Below are 20,073 nucleotides of genomic sequence, written 5' to 3' on the forward strand. Positions count from 1 at the left end.
AAATAACGATGATATTTCAATCAAAATTATTTTTTAAATTTCATAAAAATAGGGTTGTAATTTAAAAAACTAGGCGTATAGTTCGCCACCTGGCTCTAATCTATAGAGCTGTTAATGCTAAAGTAAGTCCAAGTTCCACAAAGACAGTTCTCGATACCTCGTTACACCATCTCTGCGTCAGCTTTCACCTAGATAGTCATTCAATAGCTTTTAAATTCGATCCTAACTACCGATCTATCGTCATTCGCTTTCTTATGTGCGAACTCAGATTAGATCGTTCACTTAAATACAAATGTAATAAACACAAGGCAAAGTTATGTCACGAAGAACAACACGACAAATCCATTGGTACCAACTCTCACGCGAGAAATCAGTCCACAAACTAAAAGGTAGTAAATGCTCAAGATCAAAATAGATTTACACAAAGAACAACTTTCATGGGTCGCCGAGATTCGACAGCTCAATAGCGATATACTTCACCGCCACATATTGCCAAAGCTACAACACAACAGTTATCTCATAGACTTTGAATTTAACGAAAGAGACAGCACCGGAACTATCGTTTCGCGCAACGGAAACACCCTAGGACATTTCACACTCCTATAGCTTTTCCCCTAAGGCAATAGAAAGAAACACCGTTAGTCCCACAGATGTCACCCTCAATTCGCTCTAGCAGAATAAAATAGAGTAGAACTGGAACAGAATAGAAACCTAGCCTTTTTGCATTTCACTCGCGGCTTACGCTAGCTAGGTTATCGTGTTTTCATTGAATTGACGCTTGTATGAAAAAGCGTAAAAATTTGAAAGCGTTATCTTGAATGATCGCTTCTGATGAAAGCCAGCCTCTATTTCAACTAGCTCTTCTTGAAATCAATTAAGATTGAACCTTGAATCACCAATGACACATTATCATTGCGTTAACGGCATAGACCTTAACTTTTGATCAAGCGTATATAGATGTTCTGCAGCTTGCATGTGTTGAGGGTAATCGCTGAACTTATCGCGATTTTCCTCAGTCATCTTACATGTTTCGTCCACTAGCATTAACTTCCAATACAGCTTTGTGGTGTGCAGCATAGCCAATAAAGGTTTGAATACCTCTTTTTCATAGGCCTGAATCAACTCTTCAATCAGCTCTTCACGCTCGTCTTCACTTGAAATTGAGGCGTTAGTCGCTTCCAATACCTTTTGATACTTTGGATTTAACTTCAGCTTGTCCATCACGCTTTGATTGCCTTCAGCTAACTCAACCAACTTTAAGCGAATGATATTCACCCAGTTAGCTTGGCTAATCACGCCCTCATCAACATTTGAAAAGTCTTCACGGATTTGGCGTTCAATGTCTTTCTGAGCGTTTTTTAAAACAGTGCGTACTTTTTGAAAAGGTAGCTGAAACTCCTTACTTAGCTCGATGATCAGTTTATGAAAACCACCATTTGGAAGGTGTAAGTTTTCCTTAAACGTCGCCATTGCAGCTTCTTGCTGTTCTGTAAGGTGGGTCATTCTCTTTCCTTTTCTGTATAACTTCGGTGCCAGCTCAAGATCATAACATTATTGGTCGCTATTTTTCGGCTAGTTCAAACGTTAACACCGCATTTCGCCCAATCCTTTCTCATTCGACTGTTTTTCAAACCAAATGGCACCAAATGGTAAGAATGAGTTGATGAATATTCGTACATTACGCGCACAGGGTATTCAACCAGACAGGAGTCATTACTTATATATGAAGCATAACGGCGAGAAGTGAGATAACACATGACCTATTCAGAATTCAAAGAATCCGACCTGCATAAATGCATGAGCATAGCTGGCGAAGCGACAGTCTCGATAGCCAAATTTATTTTTAAAGTTACTTCCCTTTTGTTTCGAGGCGCTCGTTGGTTAGTCACCAAGGCATATAACTATGTAATGAAGTAGCTGCATAATAAGATAGCGACATAACGAAATAGCTATTTTGCACAGTCGTAATTACTAACCAAGCTAAATGGTTAAGTCATTACTTTCATTACGCCCCCTCACCAATAAAAAGCGCGGCCTCCTAGGTCGCGCTTTTTTTATGCCTAGATTTTTCAACTCGTTTTTATATGCATAGTTTATAAGCACTTTCTATCAGTAATGGCGTTAAATGGTAAAACTATCGTTCAAATAAAAACCATACTACACCTGTTCCAACGAAACAGACTTCTAACTTATACAGGTACTAAAATGAAAAAGATTGCACTTAAAATTGTAGGACTAACGGTTTTGGCTTCTGCGCTAACTGGTTGTATCGGCAGTAACGCCGTAACAGGGAAAGTGATGAAATTTAACGTTGAAGTTGTCGATAACCGCTATGCTCGTGCAGGTGTAAACTTCTTATTAGCGCCTGTATACGGTATTACAACCGCTGCCGACTACGTGGTATTCAACTCACTTGAATTCTGGACGGGCAAAAACCCTATCAGTGGCGCACCACACGTATTTGATACAAAAACAGACACTCACTTCAAAGTGAACGATGACCTGGACCCAAGCCTAAAAGAAGCGCCTGTTGGCCCAATCTCTAACAACCGTACTATTGAAACCGGTGAAATGATTAAGATCGATGAAAACACGATCCAAATGGACATCGTTTACAACAGTGGTGAAACCGCAACACTTACTGGTATCAAAGAAGGCCAAAACGTGACTTACTACATGGATGGCCAACTCGTATCGCAAACAACGATTGCGGAACTAGAAAAAATACAAGCAACTGCATCTTAAGACACAGCTCTGCTAAACAATAAAAAGCCCGGCAATCGCCGGGCTTTTTTGTATATGCGCTAATCGGACTGAGACTGTGCCAACCGAATACTGACTAAACTCGCCACCATAATCGCTAAATAGAAGCTGCCGATGATAGATTCCATAAATACAAAGAACTGAGCAACTGGCAAGGCTGGAGAAATATCTCCATAGCCTACCGTTGTCAGAGTAATAAAGCTGAAGTACATCGCATTAAACAAGTTAGTTAGCCAAATTTGCTCTTCTAAACCATTAAATGCGTTAGGAAAAATCTCGAGAATCAACAAGTAGATAGTCGACCACGCAAAGCCTAGCAACAAATAAATGCAGATAGAGCCTATGATGTGATTGGGTGTGACCGTTTTCGCTTGCATCACTTGTCTCAAAGCAGAGTAAATATGCGAAAACAGGAACATGGTTAATGCCGTTAGCGTCACTATCGATAAGTTGTAACCTTCTAGGAAGGAGAAGACACCCGACACAGATGCAGTAATCAATAACAAACCGTACCAAGATCGATACAGAGACCGCTCTTTATGAATGCCGACAATCGAAACCGCCAAGGTAATAATAATCAAGAACAGAATCGTTTTTTGGCCTTGCGGATAAAACTGCTGCATCACCGCGCAACCAAAAAACAACACCAATAGTGCGTAAAATAGGAAGTAGAAGTTGTCGTCTTTCGAGACTGCCTTCATCTATTTGTCCTCTTCTTTTTGCTCCAAGCCTAACCAAGAGACCATTAGCTCGTAAGACAAACTCAAGATAACTGCACCGACAAACAAGCCTACGATGCCAGACATCGCCATTCCACCTAACGCACCGAGCAGAATCACCAACATTGGAATATGAGAACCACGACTTAACAGCATAGGCTTTAAGATAGCGTCACTACCGCTCACCAAAATACACCACACCAAGAACAAGCTTGCCGCAAGAGTCGATTCAACACTAAACATGTAGATAATCGCAGGCAATAGCGCAAGAATCGGTGGCAGCTGGATAATTGCGATAAGTAACACAGCCAGCGCCCACATTGCCGCTGCAGGAACACCTGCAATCACCAATCCGATTGCTGACATAATAGATTGAATGACAGCAACACCAATCACACCTTGCACCACACTACGCACCGTTGATTTCGATAGCTGGACTAATTCAACCCCCTTACCATCAGTCAAGCGCGCGACTAAGTGCGTTACACCCGTCTGGCATTTGTCTGCATTACTCATAAACGCACCAGCAATAATGGTCGAGATAATGAATTGAATAAAACCACCACCAAGAGACCCTAATATTGAAGCCGCTTTAGTAGCAAATGCCTTAAGCTCTTCCGCATACTTGATGAACACGCCTTCGATATTTGAAGAGGCATGAACTAAGGTGGCATACACTTTTTCACCGATGAATGGGATCTCTTGTAGCGACTCTTTTGGTTTAGGCAGAGACAAGGTTCCATCCTGAAGCCCCGTCATTAAATCGGATGCGCTCGTGTAGATACCAGAAGACAACGCCACTAATGGGATAAGCAGCAACAACACGCCAATAAAGCTCAATAACGCACTGGCTTTACCTTTCGACAGGCCAGTTTTGTTTGAAATGGCAACGGCTACTGGATACAACGCTGTCGCGATAATCGCGCCCCACACCACCAGCAAAATGAATGGGCGTAAAATTGAAAAACACCAATAAACCAGTATGGCGATGGCGGCAATTTTTATTGCGGCGTCAATCGCCTGTTTAGAAAAATCATCGGTTAACTTCATGACACGTCCTTGTAGAGGCAAAAATTAAGGCTGATTTTGTAAGAACTTCCAATTCCTAGTCTCGAGGAAAAGCGAAGCCAAAATCATATAAATCCCAATTAACACTAACTGGAATATGCGAATAAAAGTGTTGCTATCAATATCGCCAGAGCTCATCAATGTGCTCCCAACAAGTACCAATAAGGTGCTAAATGCAGTGGCAAAGATCGGCGCTTTTTCTGGAACGGTATAGATCTTAGTCGCCATAAGAATAGCAACAAGACCGATAAACAAAGAATAGAAGACAATGTTAGGAACAATCGAAAGAATCGAGAATGCCGCAATCGCCAACAAGCCTCCAATACCGTTACTAATCACCAAAAAGGCACTCAACTTTATCGATTTCTCTGACGTAATCATTAACGATAGCAGCGCAATGAACATCATTGTCAATAACGCTTCAGAGATTTGAAAAATAAAGAAAAAGCACACCACTGGATAAGAGATGATCATAGCCCGAAATGCCGCATACCAGCGCTGTCTCTTTTCGAGTGGCGCCGCTGCAAACCCTGAGAATTCGGATTTAGGTTCTGGGAAAAACACGTGAACTAGTGCAAAGATCATCACTGAGACCCCCCCCGATGTCGCCAGGCCAGATGCAAGTAATACTGAGACGCCGGGGTTATCAATCGCCATAAATGGCAACATCAACACAGCAATCAATAAAACGGTAGCAAACAGGTTCCATTTAGGGTCCACAAACAAGTAGTAACCCCACAACATCATTAACCCCACCAAAATCAACAGGGGGATTGGATAATGGGTTATCCCACGGGACAACAATAAACCCAAGGCCATGGTAGCAACCACCGCCAACAACAGTTCGTAGACAGTTTCTTTATGCAGGTTAGGTTTATCGATTAAAAACTTAGCCGTGAACACTGGCGCTACAAATGCAAGCGGCCAGTTAATCCATGCAGCTAAAAAGACAGCTAACGTGACCCCGACGGTATACCGAAGGATCCGTTGCTGTGTTTGTTGATCGAGTACAGGCTTATCGGACATAAGACAATACACTTATAAATCGAATCCAAAGTTTGCCTATTGCGTTGAAAACAAAGTTGTCGCCGCTGTAGACAATCACATCCGCCTGACCACCGACACGTAACATGCCTTGCATCGCATCACGTTCAAATTCGATAGTAATTGGCAGCATTTGAGTTTGGCGCAACCAGCCAGTTTGTTGACTCGCCTGAGCAAGTTTACCTGCTTGATCGTTTTGTCCCCAATCGACACCCCAATCAATGCTGCTCACACGACCTTTCACGATTCGACCCGGAGCAAAATCTAGAGCCACTTCCACTTCGTCGCCAACCGTGACATTACCTAAGCTATTTTCACGGTAGTAAGCTTCTATCCAGATATCCTCCGTTGAAACAAACGTCATGATCGCTTGGCCTGCTGAAGCATAAAAGCCTTCCGACAAGCTGAAGTTAGACACACCACCTTGTGTTGGTGCTTTAATAACAGTGCGTTCAAGGTTAAGTTGAGCTTGTTCCAACGCCAGCAATGCCGCTTTCACTTGGCTGTTCTCTTCACCCTCTTTACCCATTTGTTGCTTAGCGCGCTCCAAATCTGCTTCAGCATTCGTCACGTTAGCTCGCGCTGTTGCCAAAGCCGCTCGAGCTTCGTCTGCATCCGATTTGGAAACCACACCTTTGTCTGCCATCTCCAAGATACGCTTGGCCTGCAACTGAGTATTTTGCTTCTCAACCAAAGCAGAAGTGAGCTTAGCTTGGGCAGAAGCGATGCTTGCGGTTTGAGCTCCGACATTTTGCCCTGCAATTTCGAGATTCTGCTCGGCTTGCTGTACCGCGATTCGGTAATCGGAGTCATCGAGAACGGCTAATGTATCGCCTTGATTAACCAGTTGATTGGGCTGAACCAAAATGTCCAATACTTTGCCTGACACCTCAGGCTTAACAGGAACAATGTAACCTTTAACGCGAGCGTTATCGGTAATTGGAATAATTCGATCGGCAATGATGCTGAACAACAGTGTGAATGCGACAAAAGCGAGTAGATAATTGGTGACCTTTCTCACTTTATCTTTGCCCTGTTCCGGTTGAGCGCTTTCTTCTTTTACGTCTTGCTTGTTCCCTTCGACTTCTGACATGGGACTCCCTTCTCAATAACTAAAATCAACAAAATTAATACCTTAAAAATAAACCTGACCATGGAAAACTCAAGTAATTAGGGTTAGATTTACTAAACAAAGTGTCGTAAATGATATGCACGTCCAATTATGTATCAATACACAAGGATTGATTGATCATGGCCAATAGCCCCTATCAAGTACCAGTAATACAAACCAGTTACGCCAAGATCTTAGTGCAGATGTTTACTGACTATGGATTGGATCTTCACAGGTTGCTCGAAGACTCGGGGCTGCCGCCAGACCTTATTGAGTCAGAAAGCGATTTTGTACCGTCAGAATCGATCAAACGACTCATTTACCTGACCTCTTCACAACTCGGCGTATCTCGATTCACGGATGTTCTGGGACTTGCTTTCCGACGTAGAATCATCCCATACGTCTTGCATCAATTTACCGATTTCGAAACCATTGGTGACGCTTTAAAGCACATCAATACCATTTTCTCTTACGACTCACCCGGTAGTAGTGTCGACTTCGTTGTGGAACATGGACAGAGCTGGTTTTGCAGAACATCACGAGACGAGCCTTCATCCATGTTTCAGTGGGGAGAAGTGTTTGCCATCACCTACATCATTGAGCTGATCACGATTTTATCTCAATCTCCTTGGCAACCTACCAAGTTACGTTTACAGGGCCATGACACCGACATCGTCAAAACCTTGGTTCCAAGCAATTGCCAGTTGTTCATCGACCACAGTTCAACTGCCGTGATGATCCCAGATGAGATCCTGCAGCTGCCAATTCGCCTCACGGCTAAAGACTTGAGTAATAAGCCCGCTATCGTTGAATGGCACACTAGCTTTACCGACAGCGTTTATGAACTGCTCCAACCCTATATGAAAGAGCAAGACCTCTCGCTTGAAGAGGCGGCGGAGCTGCTTAATTTCTCGGTTAGAACCTTTCAACGCAAACTTAAAAACGAAAACACGACCTACCGAAAAATTAAAGAGAACCTGATGTTCTCTGTAGCCTGTGAATTAATGGAAGAGGGGCACACTCTGACTTACATCTCTAGTCAGTTGGGTTACACCAACATCTCCCACTTTTCTAGAGCCTTTAAACGTGTATCCGGGTTAACACCAAAAATTTATCAGCGTTCAATATCGGGGTAAAAACCTTTCTGTGCCTTGGGCCGCAGCTCAAGGTATAGAGAGTTCTTACTATGATGTCGGCTACCCAATGACGATAGGTGATAGATAGCCCGAACTGGAGCTACATACCCTATTACGACCATTTTCTTTGGCGCGATAAAGCGCCCTATCTGCACTTCGATAGGTTGCTTCTGCCTGTGTATGTATTTCACACACTCCGCTGCTCACCGTTAAGTTCAAGCTTGTGCCTTTAGCAATCACCTCTTTTAATCGATACATAGCTTCAAAGGCATCTTCGAGGTTCGTTTCTGGCATTAAAATAGCGAACTCTTCACCGCCAATACGAGCCACGATGTCAGTATCACGGCTGTTGTTTCGCAATAGTTCAGCCACTTCTTTGAGTGCGTTATCACCTTGGTCATGACCATGCGTGTCATTGATAGTTTTAAAGTTATCTAAGTCGACTAACGCTAAGCAAGAATGCGTATAACCATAGCGCTCTGCTAGATTTGAATAGTGATTGAGATCTTTATCGAAGCGGCGTCGGTTCCAGCACCCTGTAAGCGAGTCTGTTTCCACCAGCATTCTTAGGCGACGTTCTAAAACCTTTCGTTTGCTGATATCGGTAAACGTGACCACGTACTTTTCATTATGTGGTAATAGTTCCGAGAGTTTTTCAACCACCACGTTAACCGTGAAATGCTCGCCAAGGCGGCTAACACCGCTCAACTCCCCTTTCCACCTTTGGTTTTGTTTAAGGGAAGTAGCGATGGTCGATACCAGACCGCTGTTATTCATAAAACAGAGATCAGAGATGGGGCGAGCTTCGACCTGGTCAAACGCATAACCGGATATTCTAGAAAATTGCTGATTCACCTGAATGATCCTCAATTGGCTATCGAGGACGATAAAGCCAGCAACACCATCAATGATCGCTTCAGATAGGCTATTTTGACTTTGATTCATCTCATGTCGATAAAGCCGTGCGGTTATCAGTGTGCTAAGAAGAAAGAGCGCACACACAGAGAAAACCATCGCAGCCGTAGAAGCAATGCTAAGCAACCACAAACTGAATAGTGTATTGAGGACAAGTGCAGAGACTACGTAAAGCGGTGCTCTGCGATCAAAACTTAACTTGTTCATAATGTGCTCGGGTGATGGACAGAGCACTATCATGTCTAACTTTTACACTCAACATTTACCATTTTACGACACATACAAATTCAAATTGAATCTTGAACCGTGACTTCTCTGACATATGCCAACTATTGAGCAAGAGAGGTAATTACGAATAAAAGCTAGTTATTGAGTAAAAACAGCAAACTTCCGCCACTGAGCGAACTGCCGTAATTGAAGTTAATACCGACGCCAAAGTTATCAAAGAAGTAAGAGTCGTAAGGCATATCGAACACTAAACCGGCACCAAATTCATAGTAATAGTGTGTGTCGAGTGGATCCGTTAGGTCGCCCGCCACATCGATTCTTCGAAAGTTATAGTGGACTTGAGGGTTCTTTAAAGACCATGCATCTATCGCCACATTTTGTCGAAACTCTAGTTCATTGATGAATCGCAAACCTTCTGGATTACCGATATCACCGTCATTCGCTTCGCCCCATCCTGTCCCGTAGAAATAACGAGCTCTTGAAGAGACATTCCAACTGCCCCACTCCTGTTTTTTTAGATATTTGAGTTTAACCGACGGTTCACCAATCAATGCCCATGCAGAGGTGTTTAGAGCATATCCATCAAGCTGAGCCTGAAAAGCTTTAGAGTAGCTATTGTTGTATTCATACTTGTTGCGGTAATACAGCAGGTGAGCCCCTAAACCATAAGCGATAGACCAATGTGGGGTTAGGTGGTTTTGAACGCCGAAAAAGCCATACAGCCCCAACACGGAATCCTTATTAGGGTTAACACGACGATCGGTCGTGACATCCGGTGATATTTCAATATCTTGCTCAGAAAGCGCATAAGAGCCTCGTACCGACCAAATCAAATCTAGGTCAGGATCATCGGTTTTAATCACTGAAGAATAAGGAATAGAACCAACGCTAACTTGGCTCCGAGTGTCGATAGTTTTATCAGAACCAAAACCACTGTCGTTTAGATTGATGAACGAGTTCGGGTCAAAATCGACAAAACCAATAGAAACGGCATCGCTGTCAGTAAGCGCAATAGAAACGGCGAAGATCTTCTCTAGCCGATGTTGAATCGCTTCGTTGGATGCGTAGGCAGAACAAGAAATAAGGCCTGTTAAGAGTAAAGCAATAGAAGGGGGATATAGCGACTGGGGTGAAAGCATTAAGTTGACTCCATTCAAACTTATGCTTCAAGTGTAATTGGTAATTTCGCTATTTCAATCAGATAGTTAATTGTGTGCTTGATACCCCTCTCAGTTCTAATTGTAAGAGTGTTGCCAAATCTATTGATCCCCAAAGCTCTTCTACGTCTTGGATTCTAAAGTGAATAATCATATCTACCTCTGTTTAAATCGTAGGCTCATGTCGAGAACTCTCCGAGAACTCATCCGAGAACTCATATTGAATCATTCCCAATCGGGATACTTACCATAATGCGCCACGCACACTTTAAGAGCTGTTTCGCATCCTGAGCAGTAAGCGTTTGAATATCCAATATTTATCTCCTAAGTTTTTTATAACCCTTTACTCAGGAAGAAGTAGATGAGCAATATTGAAAAAGTATATGGATTTAATACGCCGCAACGACTCTTTGTCGGATACACACTTGCCGTACTCGTTGATTTAACCGTTCTTAATTTTTTCGATGAATACTGGGACTTTGTAAATATCGAGTCATTCACTATCTCATTTGCTGCTGCAATTTTACTGCAGTTGCTGCTCAAACTGTCTATCGGTTTGGAACATAAGCTCGCGGATTACTTCAAGTCGAAGCCGGGAACTGCACCTAAGATCTACAGGGGACTATCAAGCTATGTGATTTTGGTGGGCTCAAAGTTCGTTATGCTTGAAGCGATCAATATCTTATTTGGCGATAAAGTCGATTTCAGTGGCCCTTGGAATGGCGTGGTCGCCTTCTTTGCTGTGGTATTTACGATTCTGATTGCCGAAGTGATTGTGTCTAAAATTTACTTCGCACTCGATGACACACAGAAGAGTGAAAAAGCCACTGCGCTCGATTAAATAAGGTTTAACAGAACTGAAAACAAAAAAGTGAGCCAACAAGGGCTCACTTTTTTCGTTAGGCCTTTACGTCAGGCCAAGTTCGGGGGTAAGTGTAATTAGATAAAGACTCTCGCTCTAATACCAAATACCCAAGCACTACTCTCAGTAGAAAATGCTGGATCTTTAATGTACTGAATGTCAGGCGTTACTTGGAAGTGATCACCAAACTGCATGTTGTAGTAAACCTCAGCGGTCCATTGCTCTGTGCTACCGCTTATTGCTTTCGCATCAGCTGCAAAAGAATCACCATTCACTTCTGCCCAGTTCAGTGCCACACCTAAGTTGTTGGTTGGCTTTCCTAATCCAAAGTAACCCATACCAACAGAAATAGATTTATCGTAGAGGGCTACATCCCCTTCTGAGAACCCACCGCGAACAAACGGCATCACTTGGTCACTCGTGAACTGGCTCCACGAGAAATTAACGCCTGAGCCACCTTCCGCTGCAAGACTGTTACTATGACGAGTATCATCACCGAAGTCCCAGAAAGTCACATGAAAGTTATCGGTATAGATCTGCTCTTGCGAAGCTGTCCAACCTAATTCCAGAGTGGTGAAGTAAGAAGCATCACTACCAAAGGCTGTATCAAAGCCATCAAAAATGTCATCAGACTTACCCTTTGCATCGGCGATACCACCGACCACATAAAAATTCTCACCCAGCATATGACCAGCAGAGAGCGCTAATACACCATCATCCGGTAGCCCCATTGCGCCAGAGCCTGTCGAGAATGCTAAGTTCGTAAAACCAGACCAAGGGCTTGCGAGCGCATAAACATCAGCATAGTTCGTTACGTCCTGCCAACCGACAACGATAGTACCTTTACCATCATTAATTTTTTGCTTCCAATTCAAGTCTGTCACTCGAAAACCTTGGTCGCTGTATGCTGGACCAATCGCCCCGACGTAACCAAGAGGTCCAAATGAATAATCTTTTGGCGCAGTATCGCCGTAGGCATGCCTATGCTCGACCTTCCATACCAAGCTACCTGAGTTCTGTGTGTCTTTTCCTAGCAGATGCCATGAACCATAGAGTCGCGCGACACCCGATGATGCATCGACACTATCGCCACCAACACCATCCCCAGAGGTTAACCCTAAAGCAAAGTAATCCGCACCGAAGGTAAAACCATCCTCAGCTAATGACTCTCGCCAAGATTTCTTCTGTGCTTTCTGCTCTGCAATTGTGTTTTCAACAGAGTCTGGGCCATCAAAGTTAGCGCTATAAACGGCTGGGCTAATCGAGCTCACCGCCACAATCACCGCCATACTTAATTTAGAAAATCTTGAGTTCATCATGTCACCACTGAAATTTAAGTTAGTTTTATTTTATGTATTACTCAGATGAAAAATTGTCATTTGATGACACTGAACAATTAAAGATTAATATTGTTCAAAGTCATCTTACTAATATTCAATAACTTAGTAGTCATATTGCCACTCTTCAAGGTTGATAGATGGCCATTTGCTGACAATGATGAATTCTGTGTGCTGGCTTTCAGTTTGGTTGTACTTATTGATGCATCAAGGTTCAAGATTCTCTTTTCGGTATTGTCTTGGCGTCATGTTCATTTGACGCTTAAATGCACGAGTGAAGTGAGATGAATCGGAATAGCCCATCTTTGCCCCTACTTGCGTAATCGACAAATCTGGCTGCTTAAGCAGTTCCAACACTTGCTCCAATACCATCTCCTCTATCAGAGTTTTGTAGACTACTCCTTCTTGATCCAAACGGCGTTGGATAGTCCTGACATGCATGTTTAAGATTTCAGACGCGAGACTAATCGGGAGTTTTCCCATAGTCAGGTACGGTTTAATGACAAGTTTAAAAGCACTTAAGAAAGAGCTAGGCAAAGGAGCGGCAGGTTCAAGAACAGGGGGGGCTTTAGGCAAAATAATTGGCTCAAGCATGATCGCTTCTGGGATTTCAAAAGCCGTAACTGGCCTGTGTGTGAAAAACTGAGCGCTACCCATTTGAGGCAAAGATTGGAAGCATTCAAGGTCATCACTCTGAATACCGACTTCCGATGGCTTCCAACGCCCCTGCGTTAACACTGAAATCAGTTCATTAATAAAAATAACCGAGAACAGTTCAGCAAACTTAAACCAAGGAGCGTTTGTAAATGGCTTCTCACGAACAAACCACCACTTACCACCTGCGTGCTTGGTATAGACATGAGCACCATTGGATACCAACTTTAGCTGTTCACCAAATTGGTCAAGTGCACTTTTCAGGGAGTCCTGTTGATTCAGTTTTGCCACAAACCTAGGCACATAGGTTTGCTTGCAAAAGCTCCACATAAACAGCGAAAACTCTTCTCGTGATGCTGACTCTCCCATAATCTTGACCACATTTTTTATAGTTGTCTCTGGGAGATAATCGTAATGATCATTACTAGTAAGAATATCGTTGGGGATTTTTGCGCTACGTAACAAGGTGTAGATTTCACCATCGATGTGGCTCAGTAGTTCAGCAAAAAGCTCAACCTCTTTCTTATCGACCACTGCCATTGTATGAGGGGTATTAGGCATCCTTTCCTCTTATTCTGTTCATTCATGAACTTAAATTGTTTCCTTACTTAAGATAGCAGATTTAACACAACTTCACATAGGCTTACTAACCAGAACAGTTCATTAAACTCACCAATAAACAACTGGTTAGTAACCATGACACGTGTAACTGGTGAGTATTAGTATCGAACCCTTTTATTGAGTTAGAGGCTGAGCTTTGCGCACCAAAATAACTCGAACATGGTCGTATATCAGATTGAACAGAAACGCGTAAATGGTAATAAAAATGGTCATGCCGATATCCATCAAGAATGCCTGCCATACTCCTACATTGAGTAAGTAAGCCATGACGGGAATAGTTGCAATGAGCAAACCCGCTTCAAATAACACGACGTGAAACACTCGTAATTTCAATGAACGCTCTGATTTCTCACCAGTGAAGTAGCGATCAAAAATGCGATTAAAGCAGTAGTTCCAAACCATCGCGATGGTAGCAACAACTATCATGGTTCCTGATAAGGCACTCACATCGTGATCGGTAAATATTGCTAAGCCGATTATTGAAAGCGTTACGGCCAAAACTTCGAATAACACTGAGTGAAACACTCTCTCTAACGTACTCATACATTCCTCTAAATAATCAAGTATGTGTTGGATTAGCTAGGATTATGTCACCCGAAATAATAAGAGAAAGTTAACAGCCATCACGAATAGTGATAGCCTGAGCAATTCAGTCTAATCCCAAAGTCGCGAGAGATAACATGTACAGTTTTGAGCAATTAAAAGTCTTCGTCACTGTGTGTGAAAGTGGCTCTTTTTCTGCGGCAGCGCGTAAGTTAAAACGAGCTCAGTCCGGTGTTAGTCAGTCGATCGCCAACTTAGAAATTGCCATCGATCAAGAGCTGTTTAATCGAGAGAAGAACATTCCCGTTTTAACCTCTACAGGTAAAGCTTTATTGCCTGTCGCCAAATCGATTCTTGATCAACAAAAGTACTTCGACCAAAAAGTAGAATCACTGGCACAAGAAGACGAGCATGAGCTTATTATTGCTATCGATGAAAGCATCATAGACAAAAATTTCATCAAGATAATCAGTTCCCTAGCCGATCAGTTTCCAATCACACACTTCGAGATCATTACGACATCCACCTTCGATGTAGAGGATTTAGTAAGGCAAGGAAAAGCACACATCGGCATTATCTATGCAGATGGAGAGCTCAAAGTTGATATGGATTTCTTTTTGTTGGGCCAAGCACGCTTCCTAACCGTCAGCTCTGCCGATCATGAGCTCAGCAAGCTACCAGTAGTTCAAGATTCAGACTTAAAACGCTATCGACAATGCGTACACCGCAGCTCAAAGCAACGTGAGCTGTGGTTCACCTATGGCATCAGCTCCATGCTTTGGTATGCCAACACGCACAAAACCATCATCGACCTAGTAGAACAAAACTTAGGTTGGGCAAATGTGCCTGAAATGATGGTCATGGAAGGCATAAATAAAGGAGAACTCGTTGCCCTGCCAGTTGTACACGAGCATGGTGGCTGGATAACTCCGGTAGGGTGTCTGGTGTCACGCCGTCACATCAATGGCCCGGTGCTCACGAGTCTAATTGAGAAGCTAGAAGGATACTCTTTGCAATACAATCAATGGCAAGCAAACTGACTAAACACTACATTGCAATTCAAATATCGGTAGTGCGTTTCGCCGCAATACCGCATTTCGACACGTTCCACCGATAAATATCTTTGTCGTCTGGACAAAACACCCTAGTTGATATCCCAAAGTGACCTAACTACACTGCGATCCGAAAGGGGTTGTCGTGCCTATACATGGTTAACGAATCAATCCAAGTCGCTCTTTAACACTACTGACCTAACCTCAAATCTCCAGCATGGGCATTGCTAACGTCGCCTATGACAGCTTCAAATAGATCACTTTTTGAATTTAATTCGCCCCAGTTTATGAGTGCTCTTCGAGTACTTTTTTATATCTAAATGAACCTTTTGGAAAATTTGTCGTGAACGTTTTAAGAAACATTTGCCCTGAGAAAATGGGTAAAGAGCGTAACAAACGAGAGTATGATTTACGCGTACTTAATTGTGTCAGTGAAAGTGAATATGAATCGCGTATGGCGGTTTGGAACAGCCTAACGATGGCTGCAACGCCGTCAGCTTCGGAAACAAAAGGCTTCATCGATGAGGCTTTCAACAAATTACAAAATGACTTAAAAGAGACAAGTCGTGAGTTATCCATTAACTACACCGACTTTATTGCGATGGCACATGAAGAAATCAATTACATCAAGATTTTCGTTGCCGATAAAACTTCGCAATACGGTTGGTACGCTGCCATCGCTCTGATGATCATCGGCACCGTTGCTCTGTGTATTCAGTAAGATAGGCCCTATCTTAAGCTGAAGCTCCTTTGCGCGCTTTCATACGCGCTAACTAGAAAACAAATGACTCGCTTCATTTGTTTTCTAGTCGCTACAAACTCACTCTCCCATCAGATTTAGCAAGTCTTGCGTCGCCTTTTTAGGATCTTCAGCGTGACAGATTGCAGATACTAGCGCTAAGCCGTGAATACCCGTTTCAGTCAGCTGAGGGATGTTCGACTCGTTGATACCGCCAATCCCAACAATCGGAAGCTTGGTCGTTTCTAACGCCATTTGAATACCTTCGTAACCCCAGTGTTTCTTAAGGTTTGTCTTGGTCGGTGTTGCAAACAGTGCACTAAGACCAATGTAATCAATCGGCAAGCTATCGGCTTCTTGTAGCTGTTGCTCCGTCTCAATCGATAACCCAAGAATCTTGTCTGAACCAATCAACTTGCGTGCTAACACGGCAGGCATATCCGATTGCCCCAAGTGCAAACCATCGGCATCAACGGCCAATGCCACATCGACTCGATCATTAATGACCAACGGCACATCCGTTCCAGCTAAAACCGATTTAACGGCTTCTGCACGCTCAATGAATGCTCTTACGTCCCCATGTTTTTCTCTAACTTGAACCATAGTGACGCCACCAGCAACCGCTTGCTCAACTACGAACTTAAGCATTTCTAAATCTTGTTGGTCGTCAGTCACTAGATATAGTTTATAAGGGTTCATCGCATACCTTTGAAGTCGATTTCTAAAATTGATTTTCTGTCATTTTACCGACAAATCACATCCTATGCATGGGAGTTAGTACTTAAATCCATAAATTATACGGGGTAATTCAAATACGCAACTCGTTGAAAGCATATCGAAAAATCTGAACTTTTTAACTAAAGCGTTACTTATTACACAAACTATTCACTTTGAGCATGCCCGATACACAGTTTTATGGAATACTCCAAAATGAAGGAATCAGGTAAATATAGGGATAGTTATGCGCCACCTTTCTATAGCGCTTAAGATCAAGCTGGGGTTTGCCATCTGCTTGCTCTTTTTCGTCATTTCAGGCCTTGTGAGTTACAAAGGCATTCAAACCTTGTCAAACGGCTTTAGCCAATACAGCGAACTCAGCCACAAGGCGACTCAGTCAGGCAACATTCAAGTGCACTTTCTTCAGATGCGTTTAGCCTCTGAACGTTACTTAGAGTCATTGGATGAGCAATATGAAGCGAATTATCAATCAAGCAAATTGGCGATCGATGATCTGCTCAATAACTTAATCGAAACCACCACTAACACTGACAGCCTATCAAGCTTACAACTGGTCCAAGACAGCGTTGCAGCCTTTGATACGGCTTATGGCTCAATGAAGCAGAGCCAGCTAATGATCGACCAGCTCGTAAATGTTGAGATGGTCAAAAGAGAGACTAACGCGCTAAAAGCCGCGCAGAGCTTGTTGTATGAGTCATACAATAACAACGATCCAAACGCGAGCTTATACGCGGGCATGTTGATGGAGAATTTCCTCGCAGCCAAGATCACCGTACTCAGTTACTCAAACAACGACGATCTCAAAACCTATGAAACGGGTAAAGACATCTTTGAATACGCGCTACCAGGTATTGAAGGCGATATTGAATCTCTCAAATCATCACCTTATCAAAGTGAGCTGATTGAAGACTTCTCGAACCAACGTGAAGCGTATGCAAAAGGCTTTGAACAAGTTCATCAACAGATGATTGAGAACACGCAAAGAACCGCAACCCTCGCCTCTATTGGTGATAGCTTAGCGATTGCGGTCGCGGATGCTCAAAGTATTCTCGAGCAGCAGAAGCAAGCGCTCACGCCAGTGCTACAAGCCAGTGAGAAGCGATCAATTCAAATCATCATATTGCTGACGGGTGTTGCCTTAGTTATTGGTATGACGAGCGCCGTGCTAGTGACTCGCTCTATTACCAAAGGCATCGCACAGGTTAAACAAATCACCAATGAGCTTTCTCAAGGCAACCTGAATGTTGAAGTAAACATTGAGAGCAAGAACGAGATTGGCGAACTGCTGACCAACATGGAGATCACCATTGAATCTCTACGCGATATTGTTGGTCAAGTGAACCGCTCTAGTGTGCGTATTGGCGAGATGTCCAAATCACTCAATCAAGTGACTAATAACAGCTCGACTAACGCAACACAACTAAACAGTGAAATGATGAACATCTCATCCGCGGTTGACCAACTAGCTTCAAGCACATCAGAAATTGCTTCAAGTGCTAACCACGCTTCTCAAGTGGCGAACCAAGCAACCGAGAATGTGGCAATGGGGCTGAAAGAAGTAGACAAGACACTGCACGAAATTGGCAGCGCCGATGAAAGCATGCAGGTCAGCAGCCAAAAAGTGACTGACCTACATAAAGAGTCGATGAACATTGGTGCCATTCTTGAAGTAATCAAAGGCGTTTCTGAGCAAACCAACCTGTTGGCATTGAATGCAGCGATAGAAGCAGCGCGAGCAGGAGAACAAGGTCGTGGTTTTGCGGTAGTTGCAGATGAAGTAAGGAAATTAGCGAGTGGTACATCCCAACAAACTACCAATATTCGAAATATGATGAATGAGCTGGTGGCGGCGGCGGATCGTTCTCGTACCTCCGTGACTGAATCACGAACTGAAATGGCAAATGCACTACAAGCGAGCGGCGATGTAAAACAAGCTTTTGAGAAGATTGAAGTTGCAGTTAACCAGATCAAAGGGCGTGTCGAGCAAATTATGGTCGCAACTGAGCAACAGGCTCGTGCAACTGTTGATGTGACACACTCAATCACGCGCGTATCCGAGCAGGGCGAAAACACCAAACTGCAACTTGAATCTATGATTGAAAGCTCTGAGCAAGTAGGTGAAATCGCAGGTCATCAACAAGCTATGCTTCATAAGTATCAATTCGACGCAGAGAAATAGCCTTGCGGTTTAACACACTTAGCGCATTCACAAGCTGCCTCGTTCGAAAATACTAAAAATCCGAAATACCAAAAGCAAAAAGGCAGAGTTCACGCTCTGCCTTTTTGCTTATAGCTAGGTTGGAATGCTTACATGAAAAAGGTAGGCATGACGTGCTGGAAAAATATCAGCGATGCAACGCCACTGATTACCACCCAAATCAAGTCAAAGCGCAGACTCACAAGCGTACAAACAATTGCGGCCAATACTTTTGGGTTGTGTAGATCAAATTCCATATCTGGCCCTGCACCTAATATCTCGACAGCAATAATCGCAGGTAAAACCGTAACTGGGACAAAGCGCAGCGTCTTTTTGAATCGCTCCGACATCTCAAACTTACCAGCTAAACCAATCACTGAGAATCGAATAACAAAGGTCGCCGCTGCCATCGCAAGAGTAATAAGAATAAAAGTCGTAGTATTCATTGTTATGCCACTCCACGTTCTTGAGGTAATAGGTCAGTTTGCATCGCTTCTTGTTCCGCTTGTTCAGTTGATAGGTCCATTCGGTAGCCTGCGTACACCCCAACAACGGCAGCAATGACAAGGCCAAGAGAGTAGGGAAGTTCTGCAAGAAGCACCCCAGTAAAGGTCGCGACAATGGCTGCAACAATACATTCACGGCTTTTCACTTGAGGAATCACGATAGCGATAAAGGCTGCGACCATCGCGAAATCCAATCCGTAGTTAGCAATTTCAGGGAACGAAGAACCGATCAGTGCGCCAAGGAAATCTGCCACTACCCAGTTAACCCAAAAACCACCCATTGCCGCTAAATAGAACCAGTGTCGACTTTCACCTTCTTGCTTCATCCCATTGATCGTTGCTGCATAGACCTCATCGGTAAGGCCGTAGGACATCAACATACGAACGTGAAAGGGATAGGATTTCATGTGCTCTGACATTGAAGCGCTGTATAGCATATGGCGCAGGTTTATGATGAAGGTCGTAAACATGATGACCACAATACTTGCTGATGACTGAACTAGCCCTAACGCCACCATTTGTGATGATCCGGCAAACACAGTGAAAGACCATAAGGTACTCTGAGTCACGCTCATTCCTGCGGTAATACTGACCGCTCCCACAATGAACGAAAACGGAAATGCACCAACGCATAGAGGGAAGATTGCTCTTAAACCTGCCTGGATTTGTTGTTTATTCATGAC

General features: G+C 43.4%; 20 protein-coding genes. 7 read left to right on the forward strand and 13 right to left on the reverse strand.

The genetic code is table 11. The features are described 5' to 3' along the window. Window positions 1-396: 396 nt before the first annotated feature. A complete protein-coding gene (locus BCT81_RS03675) occupies window positions 397-606 on the forward strand; it encodes a hypothetical protein (RefSeq protein ID WP_004738883.1) in 210 nt (69 codons plus the stop codon). 303 nt (window positions 607-909) lie between these two features. Here the strand turns inward: BCT81_RS03675 and BCT81_RS03680 are convergent, their stop codons facing one another. Beyond that, complete coding sequence (locus BCT81_RS03680) at window positions 910-1,503, reverse strand: hypothetical protein (protein ID WP_102423265.1); 594 nt, start codon at window positions 1,501-1,503, stop codon at window positions 910-912. Window positions 1,504-2,205: 702 nt separating this feature from the next. On the opposite strand from BCT81_RS03680, the gene BCT81_RS03685 reads away from it, so the two are divergent. Beyond that, the gene (locus tag BCT81_RS03685) at window positions 2,206-2,745 is read left to right on the forward strand and encodes a DUF3332 domain-containing protein (RefSeq protein WP_008216319.1); all 540 of its coding nucleotides are present in this window, start codon (window positions 2,206-2,208) and stop codon (window positions 2,743-2,745) included. 59 nt (window positions 2,746-2,804) lie between these two features. Here BCT81_RS03685 and BCT81_RS03690 read toward each other — a convergent pair whose 3' ends face one another. The 4 genes from BCT81_RS03690 to BCT81_RS03705 are packed head-to-tail and all read right to left on the reverse strand — an operon-like array spanning window position 2,805 to window position 6,687. Then, the gene (locus tag BCT81_RS03690; RefSeq protein ID WP_102423266.1) at window positions 2,805-3,464 is read right to left on the reverse strand and encodes a potassium channel family protein; all 660 of its coding nucleotides are present in this window, start codon (window positions 3,462-3,464) and stop codon (window positions 2,805-2,807) included. Continuing rightward, complete coding sequence (locus tag BCT81_RS03695; protein WP_102423267.1) at window positions 3,465-4,532, reverse strand: AI-2E family transporter; 1,068 nt, start codon at window positions 4,530-4,532, stop codon at window positions 3,465-3,467. A gap of 24 nt (window positions 4,533-4,556) precedes the next feature. Next, complete coding sequence (locus tag BCT81_RS03700; RefSeq protein WP_102423268.1) at window positions 4,557-5,576, reverse strand: DUF2955 domain-containing protein; 1,020 nt, start codon at window positions 5,574-5,576, stop codon at window positions 4,557-4,559. Beyond that, window positions 5,566-6,687, reverse strand: a complete 1,122-nt coding sequence (locus BCT81_RS03705) for an HlyD family secretion protein (protein ID WP_102423269.1) — start codon at window positions 6,685-6,687, stop codon at window positions 5,566-5,568. Before BCT81_RS03705 ends, BCT81_RS03700 begins: the two co-directional genes overlap by 11 nt. 158 nt (window positions 6,688-6,845) lie before the next feature. On the opposite strand from BCT81_RS03705, the gene BCT81_RS03710 reads away from it, so the two are divergent. After that, complete coding sequence (locus BCT81_RS03710; RefSeq protein ID WP_102423270.1) at window positions 6,846-7,841, forward strand: helix-turn-helix domain-containing protein; 996 nt, start codon at window positions 6,846-6,848, stop codon at window positions 7,839-7,841. Window positions 7,842-7,901: 60 nt separating this feature from the next. Here BCT81_RS03710 and BCT81_RS03715 read toward each other — a convergent pair whose 3' ends face one another. Then, window positions 7,902-8,963, reverse strand: coding sequence for a sensor domain-containing diguanylate cyclase (locus BCT81_RS03715; protein ID WP_102423271.1), 1,062 nt, complete (start codon window positions 8,961-8,963; stop codon window positions 7,902-7,904). A 155-nt stretch (window positions 8,964-9,118) separates the two neighbouring features. Beyond that, entirely contained in the window at window positions 9,119-10,123 is a 1,005-nt protein-coding gene (locus BCT81_RS03720) for a Solitary outer membrane autotransporter beta-barrel domain (RefSeq protein WP_102423272.1), read from the reverse strand. A gap of 379 nt (window positions 10,124-10,502) precedes the next feature. Between BCT81_RS03720 and BCT81_RS03725 the strand changes: the two genes are divergently transcribed. Beyond that, a complete protein-coding gene (locus tag BCT81_RS03725; protein WP_102423273.1) occupies window positions 10,503-10,982 on the forward strand; it encodes a hypothetical protein in 480 nt (159 codons plus the stop codon). 98 nt (window positions 10,983-11,080) lie between these two features. On the opposite strand, the gene BCT81_RS03730 is transcribed toward BCT81_RS03725, so the two are convergent. The 3 genes from BCT81_RS03730 to BCT81_RS03740 form a co-directional block, all read right to left on the reverse strand. Beyond that, window positions 11,081-12,322 (reverse strand): carbohydrate porin, encoded by a 1,242-nt coding sequence (locus BCT81_RS03730; protein WP_241908148.1) that lies wholly within the window; start codon window positions 12,320-12,322, stop codon window positions 11,081-11,083. A gap of 225 nt (window positions 12,323-12,547) precedes the next feature. After that, complete coding sequence (locus BCT81_RS03735; protein ID WP_102423281.1) at window positions 12,548-13,534, reverse strand: helix-turn-helix transcriptional regulator; 987 nt, start codon at window positions 13,532-13,534, stop codon at window positions 12,548-12,550. Between the two features lie 195 nt (window positions 13,535-13,729). Next, window positions 13,730-14,158: a PACE efflux transporter gene (locus tag BCT81_RS03740; protein ID WP_102423274.1), complete on the reverse strand. Its 429-nt coding sequence runs from the start codon at window positions 14,156-14,158 to the stop codon at window positions 13,730-13,732. A gap of 137 nt (window positions 14,159-14,295) precedes the next feature. On the opposite strand from BCT81_RS03740, the gene BCT81_RS03745 reads away from it, so the two are divergent. Both BCT81_RS03745 and BCT81_RS03750 read left to right on the forward strand, forming a co-directional pair. Next, a complete protein-coding gene (locus tag BCT81_RS03745; protein WP_102423275.1) occupies window positions 14,296-15,198 on the forward strand; it encodes a LysR family transcriptional regulator in 903 nt (300 codons plus the stop codon). 388 nt (window positions 15,199-15,586) lie between these two features. Further along, window positions 15,587-15,931, forward strand: coding sequence for a thiamine-phosphate diphosphorylase (locus BCT81_RS03750; protein WP_102423276.1), 345 nt, complete (start codon window positions 15,587-15,589; stop codon window positions 15,929-15,931). Window positions 15,932-16,030: 99 nt separating this feature from the next. Here the strand turns inward: BCT81_RS03750 and thiE are convergent, their stop codons facing one another. Continuing rightward, on the reverse strand, window positions 16,031-16,648 hold the full coding sequence (gene thiE, locus BCT81_RS03755) for a thiamine phosphate synthase (protein ID WP_102423277.1): 618 nt from the start codon (window positions 16,646-16,648) through the stop codon (window positions 16,031-16,033). Window positions 16,649-16,910: 262 nt separating this feature from the next. Between thiE and BCT81_RS03760 the strand changes: the two genes are divergently transcribed. Then, window positions 16,911-18,866 (forward strand): methyl-accepting chemotaxis protein, encoded by a 1,956-nt coding sequence (locus BCT81_RS03760; protein WP_102423278.1) that lies wholly within the window; start codon window positions 16,911-16,913, stop codon window positions 18,864-18,866. Window positions 18,867-18,994: 128 nt separating this feature from the next. Here BCT81_RS03760 and BCT81_RS03765 read toward each other — a convergent pair whose 3' ends face one another. Beyond that, the gene (locus BCT81_RS03765; RefSeq protein WP_004742244.1) at window positions 18,995-19,330 is read right to left on the reverse strand and encodes an AzlD domain-containing protein; all 336 of its coding nucleotides are present in this window, start codon (window positions 19,328-19,330) and stop codon (window positions 18,995-18,997) included. 2 nt (window positions 19,331-19,332) lie between these two features. Further along, window positions 19,333-20,070, reverse strand: coding sequence for an AzlC family ABC transporter permease (locus tag BCT81_RS03770; RefSeq protein WP_102423279.1), 738 nt, complete (start codon window positions 20,068-20,070; stop codon window positions 19,333-19,335). Between the last annotated feature and the right edge of the window lie 3 nt (window positions 20,071-20,073).

It is taken from the genome of Vibrio sp. 10N.261.52.A1 (assembly GCF_002876325.1).
Lineage (GTDB): Bacteria > Pseudomonadota > Gammaproteobacteria > Enterobacterales > Vibrionaceae > Vibrio > Vibrio chagasii.